This window comes from Qipengyuania sp. NPDC077563 (genome assembly GCF_044901345.1).
In the GTDB taxonomy this organism is placed as follows: Bacteria; Pseudomonadota; Alphaproteobacteria; order Sphingomonadales; family Sphingomonadaceae; genus Qipengyuania; species Qipengyuania aestuarii.
Genome location: NZ_JBJDPC010000002.1, coordinates 403286 through 422031, shown reverse-complemented (window position 1 = coordinate 422031; position 18746 = coordinate 403286). Strand labels below are relative to the sequence as shown.

The following is an 18746-nucleotide window of genomic DNA, read 5'->3' as shown; positions in this document are numbered from 1 at the left end:
CGGCGTCAGGTGAGTGTGTTGATTCCTGTCAACGACAAGCCATCGCTCCAGCGTGACCAAGAGTTGGCCGAGACCAAGTCTTTTGGGAAATTGTCGTAAAGTTGGTTCAATTTGATGCCCTCGGCGACTGGGAAGCCCAGCTCACTCCATTTTGGTCGGATCGGGAATCGCGCCCGATGTATTCGCCGCCATCGCTCATTGGTTCCGAGATCACCCGGCCAAGCGAAGCCTGCACCAAGTCCTTCCAGCATATTGTTGACATTTTTAAGCAAAGCCAAACTTGGTCGGTACGACTTCCATGCTCGCGGGACTTCAAATCGCGTTACTGGAATACCGCCGGCAGTCTCGGGAAGCTTATGCCATTTTGCATGAGCGGATCGATCGTAAACTCGTGCTAGAAGTGGCCCACGAGCCTTATACGAGCCGTGCTTAGGCTTTTGTATCGGATAGGCCTTTGGAGCATAGAGGTAGAGTGTCTCGTGGTGGTCTTTGTTCTCCCAGACACACGATTTTCCAGCACCATTCATGCTTAAAACGAGGTCGAACGGCCTCAGTCCATACATGTCGATTGCAACGTCACATCGGCTTACTGGCAAGCGTGAAATTAACTTCACTATGTCAAACATGCAAAACGCATCCTCCAGTCGGTCGATCAACATCGGCAGACGCTCGCTACCGACCTTGAACGGGCTGAATTGCAAAGTGAAGGACCACACGCCGAAGTCTTTGCCTTTCCTTCGCCTCAGCGACGCCCACCCCAAATGCTCCCCTCCATCCTTGAGCAGAACATTGAGTTCATATTTGGTCTGCTTCTCGGCCTCTATGCCGTTTGAAGGATCGGCCGGGAACGATGCGATGAACTGCAAGAGTGCTAAATCGAGCTCATGATATACAGCGAACACGGATTTGCCCGAATGATCAGGAACATCCAAGTCTTCGTTCAACAGGTCTCCGGTCAACCGGATCGTATCAGGAAATGGGACAGTTATTACGATCTGTCTGTCACCATAATAATATAGGCTCGCAATCCAATCTTCACCCAAATTCTTTTTAACCTCCTCCAAAGGGCTTGTTAGAGGGAACGATGTCAGCTTTCCCGGCTGGTTCAATTGCACAGGCATCACTCTTCTCCCTTCGGCTTGAGAAGCGAGACAAGCGACACCGGCAATTTCATCGCTTCGACGGCGTTTATTTTGAGTGCGAGGCTCGGCCCTTCCCCGTAAGAAGCACTCACTTTCCCATCGTGGTGTCCCATGATGCTATCGATCGTATATTGCTGGAGGTTCGCGTTCCTGAATGCATCCTCCGCACCATGGCGAAAGCTATGAAATGTCAGCGCAGGATCGGTCAGTCCTACGATGTCCATAAATCGTGCGAAGAACTTTGAAAACTGTGTCGACGCTTGTCTGTCAGCGCCAAGCACAACCTCCGAGAAAATTCGTTTGCAGGGCTTATTCCATTTCCGGCGCTTCTCAACAAAAGCGGCGAAGCCTAGTTTCAATACATCGGGATGGATCGGCACCTTGCGAATGCCGGCGGCTGTTTTTATGTGCTTCGGATCGCCTGAACCTGATTGCTCGTTCAGGTCAAAATGTGGCACTTCCGCCTCTAAGACAACGTCGGAAATATGCAGTTGGACAATCTCACCGAGACGCATCCCGGTGTAATATCCAATAATCGGTATCCAGAACTTCGCATCCTCGACAATCACGTTTCCCGGATGGAAGCGGCGAAACTGCGACTTGGAGCCCGTGAACAAAGGTGAGCCGAATAGGCTAGCAATCTCATGCGCGTGAAAGGGTCGGCGCTTGAGAGTTGACTTGCTGGTAGACTTTGACTGCCATTTGACATTTGCGGCTGGGTTTTCAGCGAGGATGCCTTCTTCCTCCTTCGCCCATCTGAAAAAGGCCTTGGCAGGCTCGAAGATGATTGAAGCTGACTTGTCCGAAACTCGCGCACCGGTGTTCTCGGTCAAACGCTCCTTGAAAGTCATTTGCGTGCTTCGGCCACGATTTGCGCGGAGCATTGACAACGCATTTCGGAAATTTCGGATGTCCGCGGTCGAAACGTCAGCAATGCGCTTTTCTCGGCCCAGGAAATCTTGGAGGTAGCCAAGCTGTTTGGTGCGAGCGGTGTAGGTCTTAGTCGCCCAAGATGGCTTTTTTGCCGCTAGGTAGGTGACAATACAGTCCTCGACTGATGGCCCTATCTCGCCAACGTTCTGGGAGTGCGATGCCTGAGCCTTTATCGACTTGTCGAACAGGGCGTCTCGCGGCTGGTACTCCGCCAATGGGTCTTGCAACCGTGCCATCACCATGCGCTGCTGCTCTATGAGCGCTCTAGCGAACCCGTCCAATAGACGCGCACGAGCTTCCGGTGAAGTTAACTTCAGATCGATCCCGCGAAACGCCAAGGCATGTTGAGCTCGTTCAAATGTGCTAATCGAAAAAGCACGCTGCTCGAGCTCACAGGTTAGCTCAGCAATCTCTAGTTGAGAGAGAACAAGCTGCTCATGGATTTCCATTTCAGGATATGACGTTTCGGGCACGAAAGGAGGATATGCATCAACCTCCCGGCGAATGTCGGCGAAACAGGCTTGAATTAGCTTACGTGCTTCTTGGGGCGATACGTTCGTAAATTCGTCAATCATGTCAAATGTCTCCAACACCTTTGCGGAGACGGAAGCTGCGAGGCGACGTGCCAATGCCGGTGAGTACGTCTGCAGAGATTTGCAGACTTCCTGCCGACCGATACGATCACGCAGACGATCTGGCACCCGCACACGCAGGTGATAGATTCCATTCCGTCGGTTCAGGTGAGGAGCACGGCTTCCGCTCATTGCGGCGCACCCCGGTGTCGACCCCACTCTTGGGCCGTCCCCGCCGATATTGTTCCCTCGGCAGCACGGGGCCGGGTCGGAGCATTAGCATCCCGGCGGACTGTGTAGCAGATTATGTAGCAAAAAGTTGGTGGCCAGTACCAGCCCTTTTTGGGAAGCCCGGAGTTCCGCCGTTTATAGGAGGCGGTGGTGGACAGGGCTGGATTCGAACCAGCGTACGCTTGCGCGGGCAGATTTACAGTCTGCTGCCTTTAACCACTCGGCCACCTGTCCACACCGGTTCGCCAAATCTCTCCGGAGAGAGAATTATGCGGGGATTCGCTTGGTATCCCCTGCCGAGAGGCGCCCCTTTGGCGAAGCGGCGCTTGCCTGTCAATGCCCTCACTGGCACTAGCGCCACGCAAATCGAATTACAGGACATGAAGCATGGCAAAAGGCGAACGCAAACGCGCATTGAGAGGCCGGGCCGGCCGCATGAAGGGTGGCCGCGGCAGCGGCAGGGCCAGTGCCGGCCATGTCCGGCTGTGGGGCCGCCATGCGGTCGAGGCAGCGCTGAAGAACCCGGAACGCCAGCATCGCAAGCTGTGGGCGACGCGCGAAGGTGTAGCCGCCTTGGATGGCGAATTGCCGGCGGATTTCCCGGTGGAATATGCCGATGTGCAGGATCTTGCACGTCTGGTGGCGAAAGACGCGCCGCATCAAGGCTTGGTTCTCGAATGTGCAGCCTTGGAGGACAAATATCTCGATGAGGTGCTGGATGGCGATCCGTCCCGTCCGATCGTCGTTCTCGACCAAGTCACCGACCCGCACAATGTCGGCGCAATCATGCGCTCGGCCGTGGCCTTCAACGCAGCCGCACTGGTCACGCAAGACCGCCATGCTCCGCCCGAAGGAGGCGTCATCGGCAAAAGCGCGTCAGGCGCGTTGGAAACCCTGCCGTGGATTCGGGTCGTCAATCTGGCCCGCGCGATGGAGGAAATGGCCGAGGCGGGATACTGGCGGATTGGCCTGACAGGCCATACCGACACGACCTTTGCCGAAGCCCTGCCCGCCGGACCGGTGGCTATCGTCCTCGGGGCCGAAGGCGAAGGCATGCGCCACAATATCGGAACGCATTGCGACGCGCTGGCGAAACTGCCGATTTCCGACGAGATCGAAAGCCTCAATGTGTCGAACGCGGCTGCGGTCGCGCTCTATGCAGTTGCAACCCGCAGCTGACGCCGGATTGGAAGGAAGCGAATGACCATCTCGGTAAAGATACGCGCGCTTGCCTTGGCCGCTGCAAGCTCCCTCGCGCTTTCGGGGTGCCTCCTCTCCCCTGGCTCCTTCATGAGCGAACTCCATGTGATGAAGGATGGCACCTTTTCCTACAGTTACGACGGAGAAATCCAGATGCTGGCTCTGTCCAAGCTGGCGGAGATGGGAAACATTGGCGACATGACCTTCGAAGCGGAATGCTGGGACGACGATTTCGAGGAGCGTGAGTGCACGGCCGAAGAAATCGAAGAGCAAAAGACTGCCTGGGATGCGTCGGCCGAGCAACGCGAAGCGAAGAGCCGCAGAGAGGTTGAGCAGGCAAAAGCCTTGTTCGGCGGTATCGATCCTTCGAACCCGGAGGCGGCGCAGGAGCTGGCCGATCACCTTTCGCGGCAACGCGGATGGGATCAGGTCACCTACAAGGGCGACGGCCTTTTCGACGTGGACTTCAACATTTCAGGACGGATGAGCCACGACTTCGTCTTCCCGGTAGTCGAGAAGATGCCCGTGGCGAACAGCTTCGTCACTGTCGTGCTGCGCAAGGATAATCAGATCCGCGTGGACGCGCCCGGTTTTGCCAATGCCGGCAGCGGCAATCCGATGCATGGCATGATGGGCGGAATGGCCGGCATGATGCAGATGATGATGGAGGAAGAAGGGGGCGAGATGCCCAATGTCGTGCTACCTGACGGGACCTTTACGATCATTACCGATGGGCGCATTCTTGCCAACAACACCGACGAAGGGCCCAAGACGGTGGCCAAGGGACAGTCGCTGAGCTGGGACGTGACACCGCGGAGCGAGCAGGCGCCGACGGCTTTGATAGCCCTCGACTAGGCCGCTAAGCTTACCCACCACACAAAAACGCCGCAGCCTCTTATCGAGACTGCGGCGTTTCCATGTCCGATAGGAGCGCGTCTTAGTTGACGGCGTCCTTGAGGCCCTTGCCGGCCTTGAACTTCGGCTGGTTCGAAGCGGGGATGTTCATCGGTTCGCCGGTGCGCGGGTTGCGGCCGGTCGATGCCTTGCGCTTGGCAACCGAGAAGGTGCCGAAGCCGACGAGGCGCACTTCATCACCGTCGGACAGCGACTTCGTGATAGCGTCGAAAACGCCTTCGACAGCGCTGGAAGCATCGCTCTTCGAGAGACCGCTTGTTTCGGCAACTGCGGCAATCAGATCGTTCTTGTTCATTATTCTTGAAACCCCCTCATTACGAGTTCTGAATTTGTAGTCCGGTGAATCACTTCAACCGAGAGGCCGGGAATTGAGAGGCTTTTGCGCTCCGTGTCAAAGGCAAATTCCCCCGAAAACGGCGGGTTAACGCCCTGAAACCCTATTTATGCGGCAAAACGGGCATTTGACATGCCGCAGCGATTGCATTCGCTGCGGCATATCATGTCTTTTGTTAATGCGCGGTCGGCACCGAACCGCCCATCTGGGGATGGCCCGGCTGGCTGGCGAGGTCGTCGGCCTCGGTCCATTCGATGGGTGACGGCAGCGACGTGAGCGCGTGTTCCAGCACCTCGTCGACATGGCTGACCGCCACGATCTCGAGGCCCTGCTTCACATTCTCGGGAATCTCCGCGAGGTCCTTCACGTTCTCTTCCGGGATCAGCACCTTCTTGATGCCGCCCCGCAGCGCCGCGAGCAGCTTTTCCTTCAGCCCTCCGATGGGCAGCACCCGCCCGCGCAGCGTGACTTCGCCGGTCATCGCGACATCGGGGCGCACGGCGACGCCCGACAGGGTCGAGACGATCGAGGTGACCATGCCGATACCCGCGCTCGGGCCATCCTTGGGCACCGCCCCTTCGGGCAAGTGGATGTGGATGTTCTTGCGCTGGAAGATGCTGGGCTTGATGCCGTAATGCGGGGCGCGCGCCTTCACGAAGCTGAAGGCCGCGGCTACGCTTTCGTTCATCACTTCGCCCAGCTTGCCGGTGGTCTTGATCTCGCCCTTGCCCGGCGTGGTGACGCTTTCGATGGTCAGCAATTCGCCGCCCACCTCGGTCCATGCGAGGCCGGTGACCGCGCCGACCTGCGCTTCGTCCTCGCCCATGCCGTGCTTGAACTTGCGCACACCAGCGAACTCGGCGAGGTTTTCAGGCGTGATGCGCACGCTTTCCGCCTTGCCTTCGAGAATGCGGCGCAGGCTCTTGCGCGCCAGCCGTGCCAGTTCACGTTCCAGCGTACGGACGCCCGCTTCGCGCGTATAGTAGCGGATCAGATCGCGCAGGCCGTCTTCGGTCAGCTCGAATTCGCCGTCCTTGAGGCCGTGATCCTTGATCTGCTTCTGCAGCAGATGGCGGGTCGCGATCTCGACCTTCTCGTCTTCCGTATAGCCTTCGAGCCGGATGATCTCCATCCGGTCCAGCAGCGGCTGCGGCAGGTTGAGGCTGTTGGCCGTAGTGACGAACATGATGTCCGACAGGTCGAGGTCCAGCTCCAGATAGTGGTCCTGGAACTTGCTGTTCTGTTCAGGGTCCAGCACTTCGAGCAGCGCCGAAGCCGGATCGCCGCGGAAGTCCTGGCCCAGCTTGTCGATCTCGTCGAGCAGGAAGAGCGGATTGCTCTTGCCGGCTTTCCTCAGATTGGTGACGATCTTGCCCGGCAGCGAGCCGATATAGGTGCGCCGGTGGCCGCGAATCTCGGCCTCGTCGCGCACGCCGCCCAGCGACTGGCGGATGAATTCGCGCCCCGTCGCCTTGGCGATCGACTTGCCGAGGCTGGTCTTGCCAACACCCGGAGGGCCGACGAGGCACAGGATCGGGCCTTTCAGCTTGTTGGTCCGCGCCTGCACGGCGAGATATTCGATGATCCGGTCCTTGACCTTCTCCAGCGCATAGTGATCCGCATCGAGGATCTCCTGCGCTTCCGCGATGTCCTTCTTGACCTTGCTCTTCTTGCCCCATGGCAGGCCGAGCAGCACGTCGAGATAGTTGCGGATCACGGTCGCTTCGGCGCTCATCGGCTGCATGGCCTTGAGCTTCTTGAGCTCGCTTTCGGCCTTGGCGCGCGCTTCCTTCGACAGCTTGGTCTTGCCGATCTTCTCGGTCAGTTCGGCGATCTCGTTGCCGCCGTCCTCGTCGCCGTCGCCCAGTTCGTTCTGTATCGCCTTCAGCTGTTCGTTGAGGTAGTATTCGCGCTGGGTCTTTTCCATCTGGCGCTTCACGCGGCCACGGATGCGGCGTTCGACCTGCAGCACCGACAGTTCGCCTTCCATGAAGGACATGACCATTTCGAGGCGCTTGAGCGGATCGGGTTCGACCAGCAGCGATTGCTTGTCCGAAACCTTCGCCTGGATCGCGGCGGCGATGGTATCGGCCAGATCGCCGGCATCGTCGATTTCGCCCAGCTGTTCGGCGGCATCTTCGCCGATCTTCTTGTTGAGCTTGGCGTATTCGCCGAATTGTTCGACCACCTGGCGCATCATCGCGCTGATTTCGGTGCCCGACGTGGTCGGTTCCTCGATCTCGGTGACTTCGGCGGCGACATACTCGTCCACCGTGCGCAGTTCCTTCAGCTTGGCGCGCGCCTGGCCTTCGACCAGTACGCGCACGGTGCCATCGGGCAGCTTCAGCAGCTGGAGCACCTGCGCGATGACGCCGGTATCGTAAAGGTCGCGGGCTTCGGGATCGTCACAGCCCGGATCGAGCTGCGAGAGGAGGAAGATGTCCTTGGAGCCTTCCATCGCGATTTCCAGCGCCGCCACCGATTTGTCGCGCCCCACGAAGAGGGGGACGACCATGCCGGGGAAAACGACGATGTCGCGCAGGGGAAGGAGGGGAAAGGTCTCTGTCATATGCATTCTGTCCATCTGCGGCCTGCGAGCGAGGCCGTGGCGTTCCTGCGAGATATGGGTAGCGCGCCGCCAAGGTGCAACGCCCCGCAGGGGCTAAGCTGTGCACAGCGCGCCGCGTTCAGCTTCGCCGCCGGAAAGCTGAAGGGTGGAGCGCCTGGAGCACAGTCCTGAGGATAAAAAATCCGCCACCAATGCAAAGGGCCGCAGCAATCTCTTGCGCGGCCCCTGCGGCTTGTCGAATCCAAGGTCATGGCCCGGCGCTAACACAGGCGTGGCCTTGTAGGAAAGCGCCGGGAAAGCTCAGCCCAGACCGGGGATATTCATGCCCGGCGGCAGGCCCATTCCGCCCTGGATCGCTTCCATCTCTTCGGCGGACTTGCGATCGGCCTTGTCGCGCGCATCGTTGAAGGCGGCAGCGACGAGGTCTTCGACCATCTGCTTTTCTTCCGGTTTCATCAGGCTTTCATCGATCTGCACGCCAAGGATCCGGCCCCGCGCCGTGGCGCGCACCTTGACCAGCCCGCCACCCGATGCGCCTTCGACCTCGATCGTGTCGAGTTTGGCCTGCGCGTCGTTCATCTGCGTCTGGATCTGTTCGGCAGCCTTCTGTGCCGCGGCGATCATTTCTTCCATCGATTTCATCTATCTGTCCTCATGCTCTGCGGTTCCACGGAACCTCGCGCCGGATCGGGGGCATATCGGCGCCGTCTTCTATCATTTCGGCATCGGGAAAGGCAGCTTCAACCGCTTTCACCATGGGATGCTCCCGCATTGCCGCTTTGGCCGCCTCGGCCTTGGCCTGACGTTCCTCTTCCATCGACGGCCGGGCCAGCGAAGGATCGCCGGTTTCCAGCTGCCAGCGGGTTTCCGTGATGGCGTAGAGCGCGTCTTTCAGCACCGGTTCGATCGCATCCGAATAACGCGCATCGCGGGCATAGACGAGCTTGCCGTGTTCCACGCTGATCGGGCGGATCTGCAGGCGCATGATGCTTTCGGCCTGGAGCTTTCCGGCGGCGGACACCTTCTCGACCAGCTCTTCCCAGTCGAGCTCGTCGCTGGGCGCGCTGCCACTGCCCTCACCCGCGTTTCCGCCCGTAGAAGGCGCAGGTGCCGGGGCGCGCGCCGCGAGTTCTTCCAGCTTCTTCGCCAGTCTGCCCGGATCGGGCATGGACGATGCGTGCAGCACCCGCAGCAGCGCCATGCGCGCCGAAACCAGCGGATCGGGTGCCTGCCGCACTTCCTCGTGCCCCTTGATGAGCAATTGCCACAGCCGGTGGACCTGCCCGACGTCCAGCCGGTTCGCCCACTCGGTCAGCTGTTCGCGTTCTTCGGCGGTGGTGGCATCGGCTTCGCCGCCCGCCACCTGCGCCAGTGCGATCCGGTGGGTGAGGTCCATCAGGCTGCGCATCAGCGCCAGCGGTTCGACGCCCAGTGCATATTGATCGTCCACCCCGGCCAGCGCCGCCTTGGCATCGCCATCGAGAATCTGTGCGAACAGCCGCCGCTGGGCGCCGCGATCGGCGAGGCCCAGCATGTCGCGCACCCGCTCTGCCGTGACCATGCCGCCCGTATCCATATCGGCATGGGCGATCGCCTGATCGAGGATCGACAGACCGTCGCGCACCGACCCTTCGGCGGCATTGGCGACGATGTGGAGCGCCTCGTCCTCGGCTTCGACACCTTCCTTGCGGCAGATTTCGGCGAAATGCGCTTCGAGCAGATCGGACGGGATGCGGCGCAGGTCGAAGCGCTGCGTCCGGCTCAGCACCGTGACGGGAAGCTTGTCGACCTCGGTGGTGGCGAAGAGGAATTTCACATGCGCAGGCGGTTCTTCCAGCGTCTTCAGCAGCGCGTTGAATGCATTGCGGCTGAGCATGTGGACTTCGTCGATAATGTAGATCTTGTAGCGCGCCGAAACCGCGGCATAGCGCACCGCCTCGATGATCTCGCGCACGTCGTCCACGCCCGTATGCGATGCGGCGTCCATCTCGATCACGTCGATATGGCGGCCCTCGGCAATCGCCCGGCACGGTTCGCACACGCCGCAGGGGCTGATCGTCGGACCGCCCTCGCCATCGGGGCCGATGCAGTTCAGCGCCTTGGCGATGAGGCGCGCGGTGGAGGTCTTGCCCACCCCGCGCACGCCGGTCATCAGGAAGGCATGCGCCAGCCGGTCCCGCGCAATGGCATTGGCCAGCGTGCGGACCATGGCATCCTGCCCGATCAGTTCGGCAAAGGTCTGCGGCCGGTATTTGCGCGCAAGCACGCGGTATGGCTGCGCAGCTTCGGCGGCAGGCTCTGCCGGGACGGCAGCTTCGGGCGCGGCGGATTTGGGTTCGGCAGATTCTGGCTGGGATGACGCCGGTTCGGGGTCTGCTGGTGGTTCAGCCTGTTCGGGCTCAGGCAGAGCATCGGGCGCGTCGCCGAACATCGAATTCTGCCCCGCTGCTTCCAGATCGGCCGCGCTCGGCGCGTGGTCTTCGGTCTCGGTCTCCCAAGGAAGACCGTCAGAATTGTCCGGTGAATCACCCATGCCGACCTAGGTAGGCGCTAAGCCGCCTTTTGCGAAGCTTGACATTTAGGTTTCGATTTGAAATCTATTTTGGAAAGGAGGTAGCCATGGCTGTCAATGCAGGGCGGATGACCGCCGATTTCACCGGTCCGCTGGTGGTTTTCGTGATCGGAATGCGGATCAACCATTTCCACAAGATTGGCAAATGGTGGCCCGTATTGAGCGCGATGGGCCCGATGCTGAAAGAACTTTCGGCCAATCCGGACAGCGGTTTTATGGGTACGGAATATTGCCTGCAGGGGCCGCGGCAGGTGATGCTGCTGCAATATTGGCGGGATTTCGACAGTCTCGAACGCTACGCCCGCTCGCGCGACGAGCAGCACTGGCCGGCCTGGGTCGCCTTCAACAAGAATGTCGGGAATGACGGGACCGTGGGCATTTTCCACGAGACCTACACGGTGGCCGGCGGCGCGCATGAGACGATCTATGCCAACATGCCGCCCTTCGGCCTCGGCAAGGTGGCCGGCGTGGTCCCGGCGACGCATTCGCGCAGTGCGGCGCGCAGCCGGATGCGGATCAGTACCGATGCTGGGTGATTAAGGAGCCGAGCGACCCGCCGCAATTCACCTGGGCTGCTTCCTTCCGGACCTGACCCGGTGAGCGAACGCAAACGTCCACCCGACTCCCGGCGCGCCATATGGCGGGGTGGAAACGTCTTTTCAAGCAAAACGTCACCGCGAGCCAAAGGCGCGGCGATCCAACTCTACTGCTCCGCCAGTCTGACAGGTCGCAAACTGGATTGCCGCATCGCCTGCGGCTCCTCGCAATGACAATGCTCAGCGGAAATTGTCGGCGTAGGCCTGCAGCTTGAGGTTGTGCGGAGGCGTGGCGTGGACGCGGGCGGCGATGCCGTATTTCTCGGCATAGGCCTTGGCCTCGTCCTTGCTGGGGAATTTGAGCTGCACCTGCGCCTGCGTATCGCCGCTGCCGGTCCAGCCCATCAGCGGGTCTGCGCGCCGCGCTTCGGACTGTTCGAATTCCAGCACCCATTCATCGGTGCGGGCCTTGCCCGATTGCATCGCGCTCTGCGGTCGCTGGTAAATACGTGCTGCCATAATGAGGACCCTGTAATTCAGCCGTCTGATTTTGAAAAGGCGTTCTTGGTCTTCAGACTGGGCTTTTCCGCCCATGGCTCCTCCGGCCAGCGATGCTTTGGATAGCGGCCCTTCATGTCCTTGCGCACATCGTCCCAGCTGCCGCGCCAGAAATTGGGAAGATCGCGGGTCGACTGGATCGGCCTGCCGGCGGGGCTGGTGAGCTTGAGCAGCAGCGGCGTGCGTCCGACCATGGGATGCCGTTCGAGCCCGAACAGCGCCTGCACGCGCACTTCCACGCTGGGCGCATCGTCACCGGTGTAATCGATCCGGTGCGTCGTGCCTGCGGGGGAGGTGAATTCGCGCGGTGCCTCGGTATCGAGCCGCTGCCGGTCGTTCCAGTCGAGGAGGTTGAGCAAGGCCTCGACCAGCTTTCCCTTCGGAATGTCCAGATCGCGGCGACCTTCGAGCAGGGGCGCCAGCCACAGTTCTGCGCTGCTTGCGAGCGCCTCGTCACCAAACGCCTCCAGTCCGATGAAGCTCGCCCTTGCCCGCAGCTCTGCCGGGAGCAGTTTTGCCGGGTTTTCCAAGGCCTTTTCCACAAGGCTGTTCACAATCGCCTGGCGGTCGGGTTCGGGATCTGGGCCGCTGGCCAGCGTGATCGCCCCGAGCCTGCGTTCGACCAGAGCTTCGATCCGCTCGCCCTTCCAGCGCACTACCTTGCGCCGCTCCATCCGATCGGCAAGCCAGCGCTCCAGATCCGCTTCCTCCAGCCGCATGGCCGAGGTGATGCGCGCGCCCTTCGCCTGCCCCTGTGCATCGCCGATGACTAGAAAATCGGCGCGGGCCAGCGGTGAGGCGGGATCGAGCATGAAGCCGCGTCCGCCAGAGGCGATCCAGTGCTCGCCCGAAGCGCCGCGCCGCCTGGCAATAAAGTCGGGACGACCTGCCGCGAGGAGGATGGCGGGCGGCACGTCTGAAACCGTACGGGCTGAGCCATCACCTAATAGGCGGTCAGCCTGCGCGGCCCACCGCCCCGCCAGCTTCCGGCTCGCCTCCGCGCGGGCGCCGCGGTCGCCGTTCCAGCGAGAGAGCCGCGCTTCCATATCCTCACCCCGTCCGCCGAGACCGCGTTCCTGCAGCAAGAGTGCCAGCCGCGCGGCCAGTTCCGCCTGACCATGCTCGGCCCCGAACAGCACCATGGCTGCCGCCGAGGGATCGAGCGGCAAGCTCGCCAATTTCTCCCCGAACGCCGTGATGCGCCCTTCGGCATCGAGCGCGCCCAAACCCTGCAAGCTGAGACGCGCCGCCGACACCGAAGCTTCCGGCGGCGGGTCCAGCCATTGCAGGCTGGCAGGATCCGCCGTGCCCCATTTCGCAAGATTCAGCACCAAGGGCGCAAGGTCGGCGGTTTCCATCTCCGGCGGATCGAACCGGGGCCTGCCGCCGTGGCCGCCTTCCTCCCACAGGCGATAGGCGACGCCCGGCCCCTGCCGCGCCGCGCGCCCCGCGCGCTGTGCCGCCGCTGCCTGGCTGGCGCGGTGGGTGACAAGATGCGTGGTCCCCGCCGCCCGGTCGAATTCGGCGCGCCGCGCAAGCCCAGCATCCACCACCACCGAAACACCGTCGAGCGTCAGAGAGGTTTCCGCAATCGCGGTGGCCAGCACGATCCGGCGCCGTCCGTCGGGATCGCGGCGAATGGCCGCGCGCTGATCGGCGGGCTGGACCTGCCCATGCAGCGGCAGGACCAGCGCCTTTGGCAGCCGCTCCTCCAGCCTTTCGCGGGTCCGTTCGATTTCGCCGACGCCGGGCAGGAAGGCGATGATGTCGCCCTCCTCTTCGCGCCAGGCGGAGGCGATGGCTGCCGTCATGGCGTCTTCGACCCGCACTTGCGGGGACGAGCCGAGCCAGCGGATGGCAAGCGGATAGGCCCGCCCCTCGCTCTCGATGACCTGCGTGCCCTCTCCCATCAGCGTGGCGAAGCGCGACCCGTCGATGGTGGCCGACATGACCAGTACGCGCAGATCGTCCCGCAGCACGCCCTGCGTTTCGAGCGCCATCGCCAGCCCCAGATCGCTGTCGAGATGGCGCTCATGCGCTTCGTCGAACAGGACGGCGGAAACGCCTTCCAGCTCGGGATCGGACAGGATCGTGTTCACGAAAATCGCCTCAGTCACCACGAGCACACGGGTCCGGGCCGAACGCTTGCTGTCGAGACGGGTTAGGTAACCCACCGTCTCGCCCGGCTTTTCGCCGAGCATCTGCGCCATGCGTTCGGCTGCGGCGCGCGCGGCCACGCGGCGCGGCGAAGTCAGGATCACGGTGCCCTTGCACCAGTCCTCGTCCAGCAGCGCCGGAGCGACCGCCGTTGTCTTGCCCGCACCGGGCGGCGCGACCAGCACGGCGCCGTTGCTGTCACGCAGGGCGCCGAGCAGATCGGGCAGGACGGAAAAGATGGGAAGGTCGGACACGGGAGCGCCCTAGCCGCAAACCGCCGGAATCAATATCCCCGCGATACCGAAAACAGCGCCGCCTGGACCATGGCCTGCCGCGCCTTGCCATCGGGGAAGATCGACAGGGCATCGATGGCGCGCTGCGCGAAATGGCGGGCGCGCGCCTTGGTATCGGCCACGGCGTTGTGCCGTTCAATCAGGCGGATCGCTTCGTCGAGATCGTCGTCGGAAGTGCGGAAGCCGGCAATGGCCGCTTTCCAGAATTCCCGCTCTTCCTCGGTACCGCGTGCGTAGGCCAGGATCACGGGCAGCGTCATCTTGCCTTCGCGGAAATCGTCGCCCCGGTCCTTGCCCATTTCGGCAGCATTCGAATCGTAATCGAGCGCATCGTCCACCAGCTGGAAGGCCACGCCCAGATTGCGGCCGTATCCGTCGAGCGCCTTTTCCTCTTCCTCGCTCCGCTCCGCGACCACGGCCGCAATGCGGCTGGCGGCCGCGAACAGCGCGGCGGTCTTGGCGCGGATGATGTGGAGGTAGCGTTCCTCGCTCGTGTCGATCTTGCGCTGGGCGGTCAGCTGGTCGACCTCGCCTTCGGCGATGATCGCGCTGGCACCGGACAGGATCTTGAGGACCTTGAGACTGCCATCTTCGGTCATCAGTTCGAAGCTGCGGCTGAACAGGAAATCGCCCACCAGCACGGTGGCGGGATTGCCGAAGATGATATTGGCCGCCGCCTTGCCGCGCCGCAGGTCACTGCCGTCGACGACATCGTCATGCAGCAGCGTGGCGGTGTGAATGAATTCGACAGCTGCCGCGAGCCGGTAATGGCGCGTGCCGCTGTAACCGACCAGTTCGGCCCCGGCGAGCGTGAGCATGGGGCGCAGGCGCTTGCCGCCGCCCGAGATGAGATGGCCGGCCAGGGCAGGAATGAGCGGCACTTCGCTCTGCATCCGGTCGAGGATGACCTGATTGACCTGATTCATACCCTGCGCGGTGAGCGCCAGCATGGGCTCGATCGAGGGTTGCGGAGCCTTGCGCGGCAGGGGAACAACGTCTGCTGTCATGTCTGCTTGGCCATGTCCTGCCTAAGCTTTCTTGGCAAGAGAAGCTTTCTCGCTAATCTGGCAAGCAATGACGCAGGACGCGCAACACTCCGCCGCCGAAGACGCCACGCTGGCAGGCTTCCGCAAGAGCATCGACAATATCGATGCCGCTCTGGTCCATATGCTGGCCGAGCGTTTCCGTATCACGCAGGCCGTCGGCGAATATAAGGCCAGGGCCACCCTGCCCCCTGCCGATCCGGCGCGGGAAAAGGAACAGATCGCTAGGCTGCGGCGGCTGGCCGAGGAAAGTCAGCTCGACCCCGAGTTCACCGAAAAATTCCTGCGCTTCATCATCGACGAAGTCATTCGCCATCACGAACAGGCGCGCCGAGGCTAGTTAGCGGATCACTCGATCTGAGTGTTGCGCCGGATGCCGGGCTCCCGCCTGACCGACTGATTGCGAACTGCGGGGCGCTGCGGTTCGACCCGGCGCGGCGCGTCCTGTCTCGGTTGGGCACGGGCTCGCGGTGCGCGGGTCGGGGTCACCGACTGGCGCTCTGGCCGCGGAGCTGCGCGCTGTTCGCGCCGCTCTTGGCGTGCCTGGGAGCGGGCGGCCGCTTCTGCCGCCTTGCGAACGAGGCCGTCCGCAAACCCGTTGCGCCGCTTGCCTTCACGCTCCTCGCGCTGTTCGCGCCGATCGCGATGGCCGCGCCTGTCGTCACGGTCCCGGCGGTCGTCACGATAGCGGTGCCCGCGATCGTAGCGGTCGTCACGGTGGCGGCGGTCGGCGCGGTGGCCGCGCCTCCGGTGGTCGCGATAATAGCCGTCATGGCCGCGCGAATAGCCGCCCCAGTTCTCGTGATACTTGCGGTGGGCGCCGCGCCGGGCCATCCAGTAATGGCGCAGGCGGTCGTTCCAGTGATGACGGGCCCCGCGGCGGTCATAGACATATTGCCCGGCGCCGGGGTAATAGTAATCGTCATACCAGCCGTAATAGGGATCGTAATACGGGTCGCCATATCCCGAACCGTAACCTGTCCCGACGCCTACGCCGACCGAAACGCCCGATCCGTAGGGATCGAGCATGGTCGAACAGGCCGAGAGGCCGAGACCGGCAGCGATGACCACGCCCATGCGCAGGGCAAGCGATTTCCTGGGGGCTTTGTTATCCATGAGTCGTTGTATATCGGCGCCGGATTGAACGGGCCGTGAACCTGCTAGGCCGCGCGCGGCAGGCGCAGGACCACCATCAACCCGCCCAGATCCTCGCTTTCGCCGAGTTCGACCTGGCCGGAATAGATTTGCGCCACATCGCGCACGATGGCGAGGCCGAGTCCCGTGCCGGGCTTGCCCGTATCCAGCCGCGCGCCGCGATCGAAGATGCGCGTGCGGTCGGCTTCGGGAATGCCCATGCCGTCGTCTTCCACCCAGATGGCGCAAAAATCCGCCTCGGGTTCGGCATCGACGGTGACGAACACGCTGCCGCCGCCGTATTTCGCCGCATTCTCGATGAGATTGCCGAGAATTTCATCGAGATCCTGCCGTTCGATGGCGACACTCGCGCTCTTGTTGCCGTCGAGATCCAGCCGGGCGTCCTCGTAAATGCGGGTGACCGCGCGCAGAACGCTTTCCGCGCTGGGCCACACGGCGGCGCGGGCGTGGCCCGATGCGCGGCGGCCCACTGCGCGGGCGCGGGCCAGATGGTGCTCCACATGGCGCTGCATGGTCCGCGTTTCGCGGCACACCAGATCGGACAGCTTTGGATCGTGCGCGGTGGCGGTATTGGTCAGCACGGTCAGCGGGGTTTTCAGCGCATGGGCGAGATTGCCCGCATGCATGCGGGCTTCCTCGGCCTGCCTCTCGCTGTGTGCGAGCAGCGAATTGATTTCCTCCACCAGCGGCTCGACCTCGAGCGGCAGCGGCTCGTCGATCCGGTTGGCGCCTTCCGACCGCATCGCCTGGATCGCGGCCCTGACCCGCCGCAGCGGCGACAGGCCGTAATAGCTCTGGAGCACCGCCATGATCAGCAGGCCGAGGCCGAGCGCGACAAAGCTCCACACGAGAATGGAACGAATACGCCGGACCTGCGCGTCCATTTCCTCGCGCGCGGACGCCACGGCGAAGGTCCAGCGCGTGTCGCTATCGGGCAGGATGATGCTGCGTTCGGCGATGCGCAAAGGTTCGTCGGGAAACTGTTCGCTGTCGTAGAAATGGGCGTCGTCGTCGACATGCTCGCCATCGAGCTGGAGCGTGCGGTCCCACAGACTCCGGCTGGGATAGGGATCGCGGCCCGGTCCGCTGATCTGCCAGTAAACGCCGCTGTTCACTTCCAGAAAGCGCTGGTCACCGAGCGAGCGGTAGAAGCGGACATCGCCCCAATCGTCCACCTCGGCGGAGGCGATGAGCGCGGTCAGGACATATTCCAGCTGGTCGTCGAAATTGCGCTGCACCTGCCCGGTAAGCGTTCGCTCCAGCGCGAAACCGCCGCCAAGCAGCAGCACGGTAATCCAGATGGCGGCGATCGCCATCATGCGCGCTGCAAGGCTGCGCCGCGGCCCGGGCCGATCGTTCAGGACAACGGGCTGGCCGTCTGAAGCGGGCGCAGATGCGTCCCCGGCAGGAGAACCCGCCGCCGGACGCACCTCGTCCGCCACTTCGTTACGAAGCGCGGGGCGCGTCGGCGGGGTCGTCGAGGCTGTAACCCAGTCCACGGATGGTTGTGATCACGTCTGCACCCAGCTTCTTACGGATACGCGTGACGAAGACTTCGATGGTGTTCGAATCGCGATCGAAATCCTGGTCGTAGATATGTTCGATCAGTTCGGTGCGGCTGACCACCTTGCCCTTGTGGTGCATGAGATAGCTCAGCAGCTTGTATTCCTGCGCGGTCAGCTTGACCGGCTCGCCCGCCAGCGTGACGCGGCCCGAACGCGTGTCCAGCCGGACCTGCCCCGCCGTCAGTTCGCTGGAGGTATTGCCCGAAGCACGGCGGATGAGCGCGCGCAGGCGGGCGATAAGCTCTTCGGTCTGGAACGGCTTGGCGAGATAATCGTCCGCCCCGGCATCGAGACCGGCGACCTTGTCCGACCAGCTGTCACGCGCTGTCAGCACCAGCACGGGGAACTTGCGTCCCTCCTTGCGCCACATGCCCAGCACGGTCAGCCCGTCGATTTCGGGCAGGCCGAGATCGAGGATGACGGCATCATAATCTTCGGTAGACCCGAGGAAATGGCCGTCTTCGCCGTCGGTCGAAAGGTCGACTGCATAGCCGTTCCCCTCGAGCGTTGTCTTGAGCTGCAGGCCGAGCGTCGGCTCGTCCTCGACGATCAGGATTCTCATGAATTTCCGTCCTCGCTAATAATCTTGCGCGTGTCGTTCATGTAGATGAACGCGTCAAGATGAACGAGGTTTCGGATGGTGGAATTCAGTTGCTGCGGCGCAGGACGCGGCCGGTGCGCGCATCCACATCCACATAGATGACCCGGCCCTCGCGAATGAACTTCAGGCGATAGGCCATGGCGGTGGAATCGTAGTCGAAGCCGAGATATTCCGCGCCCTTCATCTGCGGCAGGATGCGGTTTTCGATCTCCCGGGCGCGCAGGATATTGCCCGCAAGCATTTCCTTGCGCGCCTCGCCCTGGTCGGAGCGACGCTGCGCTTCCGCAGGTGTAGCGGCAATCGGTCCGGCGATCAGGCCGAAGGCGAGCAAGGATGCGATAACCTGTTTCATGATGCCGTTCTGACTAAT

General features: G+C 62.3%; 17 protein-coding genes, 1 tRNA gene, 1 other RNA gene and 1 pseudogene. 4 read left to right on the top strand and 16 right to left on the bottom strand.

Annotation, left to right across the window (positions count from 1 at the left end; all coding sequences use genetic code 11):
- Nucleotides 1-5: 5 nt before the first annotated feature.
- The 4 genes and pseudogenes from ACI2I1_RS07925 to ACI2I1_RS07910 all read right to left on the bottom strand — a co-directional run bounded on the left by ACI2I1_RS07925 (nucleotide 6) and on the right by ACI2I1_RS07910 (nucleotide 3112).
- The gene (locus ACI2I1_RS07925; RefSeq protein ID WP_404678671.1) at nucleotides 6-1121 is read right to left on the bottom strand and encodes a hypothetical protein; all 1116 of its coding nucleotides are present in this window, start codon (nucleotides 1119-1121) and stop codon (nucleotides 6-8) included.
- A complete protein-coding gene (locus ACI2I1_RS07920; protein ID WP_404679153.1) occupies nucleotides 1121-2650 on the bottom strand; it encodes a site-specific integrase in 1530 nt (509 codons plus the stop codon). Before ACI2I1_RS07920 ends, ACI2I1_RS07925 begins: the two co-directional genes overlap by 1 nt.
- 9 nt (nucleotides 2651-2659) lie before the next feature.
- Nucleotides 2660-2839 (bottom strand): annotated as a pseudogene (locus ACI2I1_RS07915) (DUF6538 domain-containing protein); the annotation flags it as partial.
- Nucleotides 2840-3026: 187 nt separating this feature from the next.
- Nucleotides 3027-3112, bottom strand: a tRNA-Tyr gene (locus ACI2I1_RS07910).
- A gap of 153 nt (nucleotides 3113-3265) precedes the next feature.
- Between ACI2I1_RS07910 and rlmB the strand changes: the two genes are divergently transcribed.
- Both rlmB and ACI2I1_RS07900 read left to right on the top strand, forming a co-directional pair.
- Nucleotides 3266-4057, top strand: a complete 792-nt coding sequence (rlmB, locus tag ACI2I1_RS07905; RefSeq protein ID WP_404678670.1) for a 23S rRNA (guanosine(2251)-2'-O)-methyltransferase RlmB — start codon at nucleotides 3266-3268, stop codon at nucleotides 4055-4057.
- 111 nt (nucleotides 4058-4168) lie between these two features.
- Nucleotides 4169-4933: a hypothetical protein gene (locus ACI2I1_RS07900; RefSeq protein ID WP_404678669.1), complete on the top strand. Its 765-nt coding sequence runs from the start codon at nucleotides 4169-4171 to the stop codon at nucleotides 4931-4933.
- Nucleotides 4934-5015: 82 nt separating this feature from the next.
- Here the strand turns inward: ACI2I1_RS07900 and ACI2I1_RS07895 are convergent, their stop codons facing one another.
- From ACI2I1_RS07895 to ACI2I1_RS07880, 4 genes are all read right to left on the bottom strand, one after another.
- Entirely contained in the window at nucleotides 5016-5288 is a 273-nt protein-coding gene (locus ACI2I1_RS07895; RefSeq protein ID WP_221541894.1) for an HU family DNA-binding protein, read from the bottom strand.
- 214 nt (nucleotides 5289-5502) lie between these two features.
- Complete coding sequence (lon, locus tag ACI2I1_RS07890; RefSeq protein ID WP_404678668.1) at nucleotides 5503-7896, bottom strand: endopeptidase La; 2394 nt, start codon at nucleotides 7894-7896, stop codon at nucleotides 5503-5505.
- Nucleotides 7897-8196: 300 nt separating this feature from the next.
- The gene (locus ACI2I1_RS07885; RefSeq protein ID WP_221541896.1) at nucleotides 8197-8538 is read right to left on the bottom strand and encodes a YbaB/EbfC family nucleoid-associated protein; all 342 of its coding nucleotides are present in this window, start codon (nucleotides 8536-8538) and stop codon (nucleotides 8197-8199) included.
- 10 nt (nucleotides 8539-8548) lie between these two features.
- Entirely contained in the window at nucleotides 8549-10429 is a 1881-nt protein-coding gene (locus ACI2I1_RS07880; protein WP_404678667.1) for a DNA polymerase III subunit gamma/tau, read from the bottom strand.
- Nucleotides 10430-10515: 86 nt separating this feature from the next.
- Between ACI2I1_RS07880 and ACI2I1_RS07875 the strand changes: the two genes are divergently transcribed.
- On the top strand, nucleotides 10516-11004 hold the full coding sequence (locus ACI2I1_RS07875; protein ID WP_404678666.1) for a DUF4188 domain-containing protein: 489 nt from the start codon (nucleotides 10516-10518) through the stop codon (nucleotides 11002-11004).
- On the opposite strand, the gene ffs is transcribed toward ACI2I1_RS07875, so the two are convergent.
- From ffs to ACI2I1_RS07855, 4 genes are all read right to left on the bottom strand, one after another.
- Nucleotides 11003-11097: signal recognition particle sRNA small type (gene ffs / locus ACI2I1_RS07870), an RNA gene on the bottom strand. The two genes, ACI2I1_RS07875 and ffs, sit on opposite strands and share 2 nt — an antisense overlap.
- A gap of 147 nt (nucleotides 11098-11244) precedes the next feature.
- Nucleotides 11245-11523, bottom strand: a complete 279-nt coding sequence (locus ACI2I1_RS07865; RefSeq protein WP_221541899.1) for an ETC complex I subunit — start codon at nucleotides 11521-11523, stop codon at nucleotides 11245-11247.
- A 17-nt stretch (nucleotides 11524-11540) separates the two neighbouring features.
- Nucleotides 11541-13973 (bottom strand): ATP-dependent helicase HrpB, encoded by a 2433-nt coding sequence (hrpB, locus tag ACI2I1_RS07860; protein ID WP_404678665.1) that lies wholly within the window; start codon nucleotides 13971-13973, stop codon nucleotides 11541-11543.
- Nucleotides 13974-14002: 29 nt separating this feature from the next.
- On the bottom strand, nucleotides 14003-15019 hold the full coding sequence (locus ACI2I1_RS07855; RefSeq protein WP_404678664.1) for a polyprenyl synthetase family protein: 1017 nt from the start codon (nucleotides 15017-15019) through the stop codon (nucleotides 14003-14005).
- A gap of 67 nt (nucleotides 15020-15086) precedes the next feature.
- On the opposite strand from ACI2I1_RS07855, the gene ACI2I1_RS07850 reads away from it, so the two are divergent.
- Complete coding sequence (locus ACI2I1_RS07850; RefSeq protein WP_224811282.1) at nucleotides 15087-15395, top strand: chorismate mutase; 309 nt, start codon at nucleotides 15087-15089, stop codon at nucleotides 15393-15395.
- A gap of 8 nt (nucleotides 15396-15403) precedes the next feature.
- On the opposite strand, the gene ACI2I1_RS07845 is transcribed toward ACI2I1_RS07850, so the two are convergent.
- The 4 genes from ACI2I1_RS07845 to ACI2I1_RS07830 all read right to left on the bottom strand — a co-directional run bounded on the left by ACI2I1_RS07845 (nucleotide 15404) and on the right by ACI2I1_RS07830 (nucleotide 18728).
- Entirely contained in the window at nucleotides 15404-16171 is a 768-nt protein-coding gene (locus tag ACI2I1_RS07845) for a hypothetical protein (protein ID WP_404678663.1), read from the bottom strand.
- 44 nt (nucleotides 16172-16215) lie between these two features.
- Complete coding sequence (locus ACI2I1_RS07840) at nucleotides 16216-17709, bottom strand: sensor histidine kinase (protein WP_404678662.1); 1494 nt, start codon at nucleotides 17707-17709, stop codon at nucleotides 16216-16218.
- Nucleotides 17657-18337 carry a response regulator transcription factor gene (locus ACI2I1_RS07835; RefSeq protein ID WP_221541903.1) on the bottom strand — a complete coding sequence of 227 codons (681 nt, stop codon included), beginning with the start codon at nucleotides 18335-18337 and terminating at the stop codon, nucleotides 17657-17659. The genes ACI2I1_RS07840 and ACI2I1_RS07835 overlap by 53 nt, the downstream gene beginning before the upstream one ends.
- A gap of 85 nt (nucleotides 18338-18422) precedes the next feature.
- Nucleotides 18423-18728, bottom strand: coding sequence for a hypothetical protein (locus ACI2I1_RS07830; RefSeq protein WP_404678661.1), 306 nt, complete (start codon nucleotides 18726-18728; stop codon nucleotides 18423-18425).
- Nucleotides 18729-18746 lie beyond the last annotated feature (18 nt).

What these genes read in the sequence shown, in the direction of transcription:
- ACI2I1_RS07925 (WP_404678671.1), bottom strand. Translation starts at nt 1,121, where the DNA reads ATGCCTGTGCAATTGAACCAGCCGGGAAAGCTGACATCGTTCCCTCTA.
- ACI2I1_RS07920 (WP_404679153.1), bottom strand. Translation starts at nt 2,650, where the DNA reads ATGATTGACGAATTTACGAACGTATCGCCCCAAGAAGCACGTAAGCTA.
- rlmB (WP_404678670.1), top strand. Translation starts at nt 3,266, where the DNA reads ATGGCAAAAGGCGAACGCAAACGCGCATTGAGAGGCCGGGCCGGCCGC.
- ACI2I1_RS07900 (WP_404678669.1), top strand. Translation starts at nt 4,169, where the DNA reads ATGAGCGAACTCCATGTGATGAAGGATGGCACCTTTTCCTACAGTTAC.
- ACI2I1_RS07895 (WP_221541894.1), bottom strand. Translation starts at nt 5,288, where the DNA reads ATGAACAAGAACGATCTGATTGCCGCAGTTGCCGAAACAAGCGGTCTC.
- lon (WP_404678668.1), bottom strand. Translation starts at nt 7,896, where the DNA reads ATGACAGAGACCTTTCCCCTCCTTCCCCTGCGCGACATCGTCGTTTTC.
- ACI2I1_RS07885 (WP_221541896.1), bottom strand. Translation starts at nt 8,538, where the DNA reads ATGAAATCGATGGAAGAAATGATCGCCGCGGCACAGAAGGCTGCCGAA.
- ACI2I1_RS07880 (WP_404678667.1), bottom strand. Translation starts at nt 10,429, where the DNA reads ATGGGTGATTCACCGGACAATTCTGACGGTCTTCCTTGGGAGACCGAG.
- ACI2I1_RS07875 (WP_404678666.1), top strand. Translation starts at nt 10,516, where the DNA reads ATGGCTGTCAATGCAGGGCGGATGACCGCCGATTTCACCGGTCCGCTG.
- ACI2I1_RS07865 (WP_221541899.1), bottom strand. Translation starts at nt 11,523, where the DNA reads ATGGCAGCACGTATTTACCAGCGACCGCAGAGCGCGATGCAATCGGGC.
- ACI2I1_RS07855 (WP_404678664.1), bottom strand. Translation starts at nt 15,019, where the DNA reads ATGACAGCAGACGTTGTTCCCCTGCCGCGCAAGGCTCCGCAACCCTCG.
- ACI2I1_RS07850 (WP_224811282.1), top strand. Translation starts at nt 15,087, where the DNA reads ATGACGCAGGACGCGCAACACTCCGCCGCCGAAGACGCCACGCTGGCA.
- ACI2I1_RS07845 (WP_404678663.1), bottom strand. Translation starts at nt 16,171, where the DNA reads ATGGATAACAAAGCCCCCAGGAAATCGCTTGCCCTGCGCATGGGCGTG.
- ACI2I1_RS07835 (WP_221541903.1), bottom strand. Translation starts at nt 18,337, where the DNA reads ATGAGAATCCTGATCGTCGAGGACGAGCCGACGCTCGGCCTGCAGCTC.
- ACI2I1_RS07830 (WP_404678661.1), bottom strand. Translation starts at nt 18,728, where the DNA reads ATGAAACAGGTTATCGCATCCTTGCTCGCCTTCGGCCTGATCGCCGGA.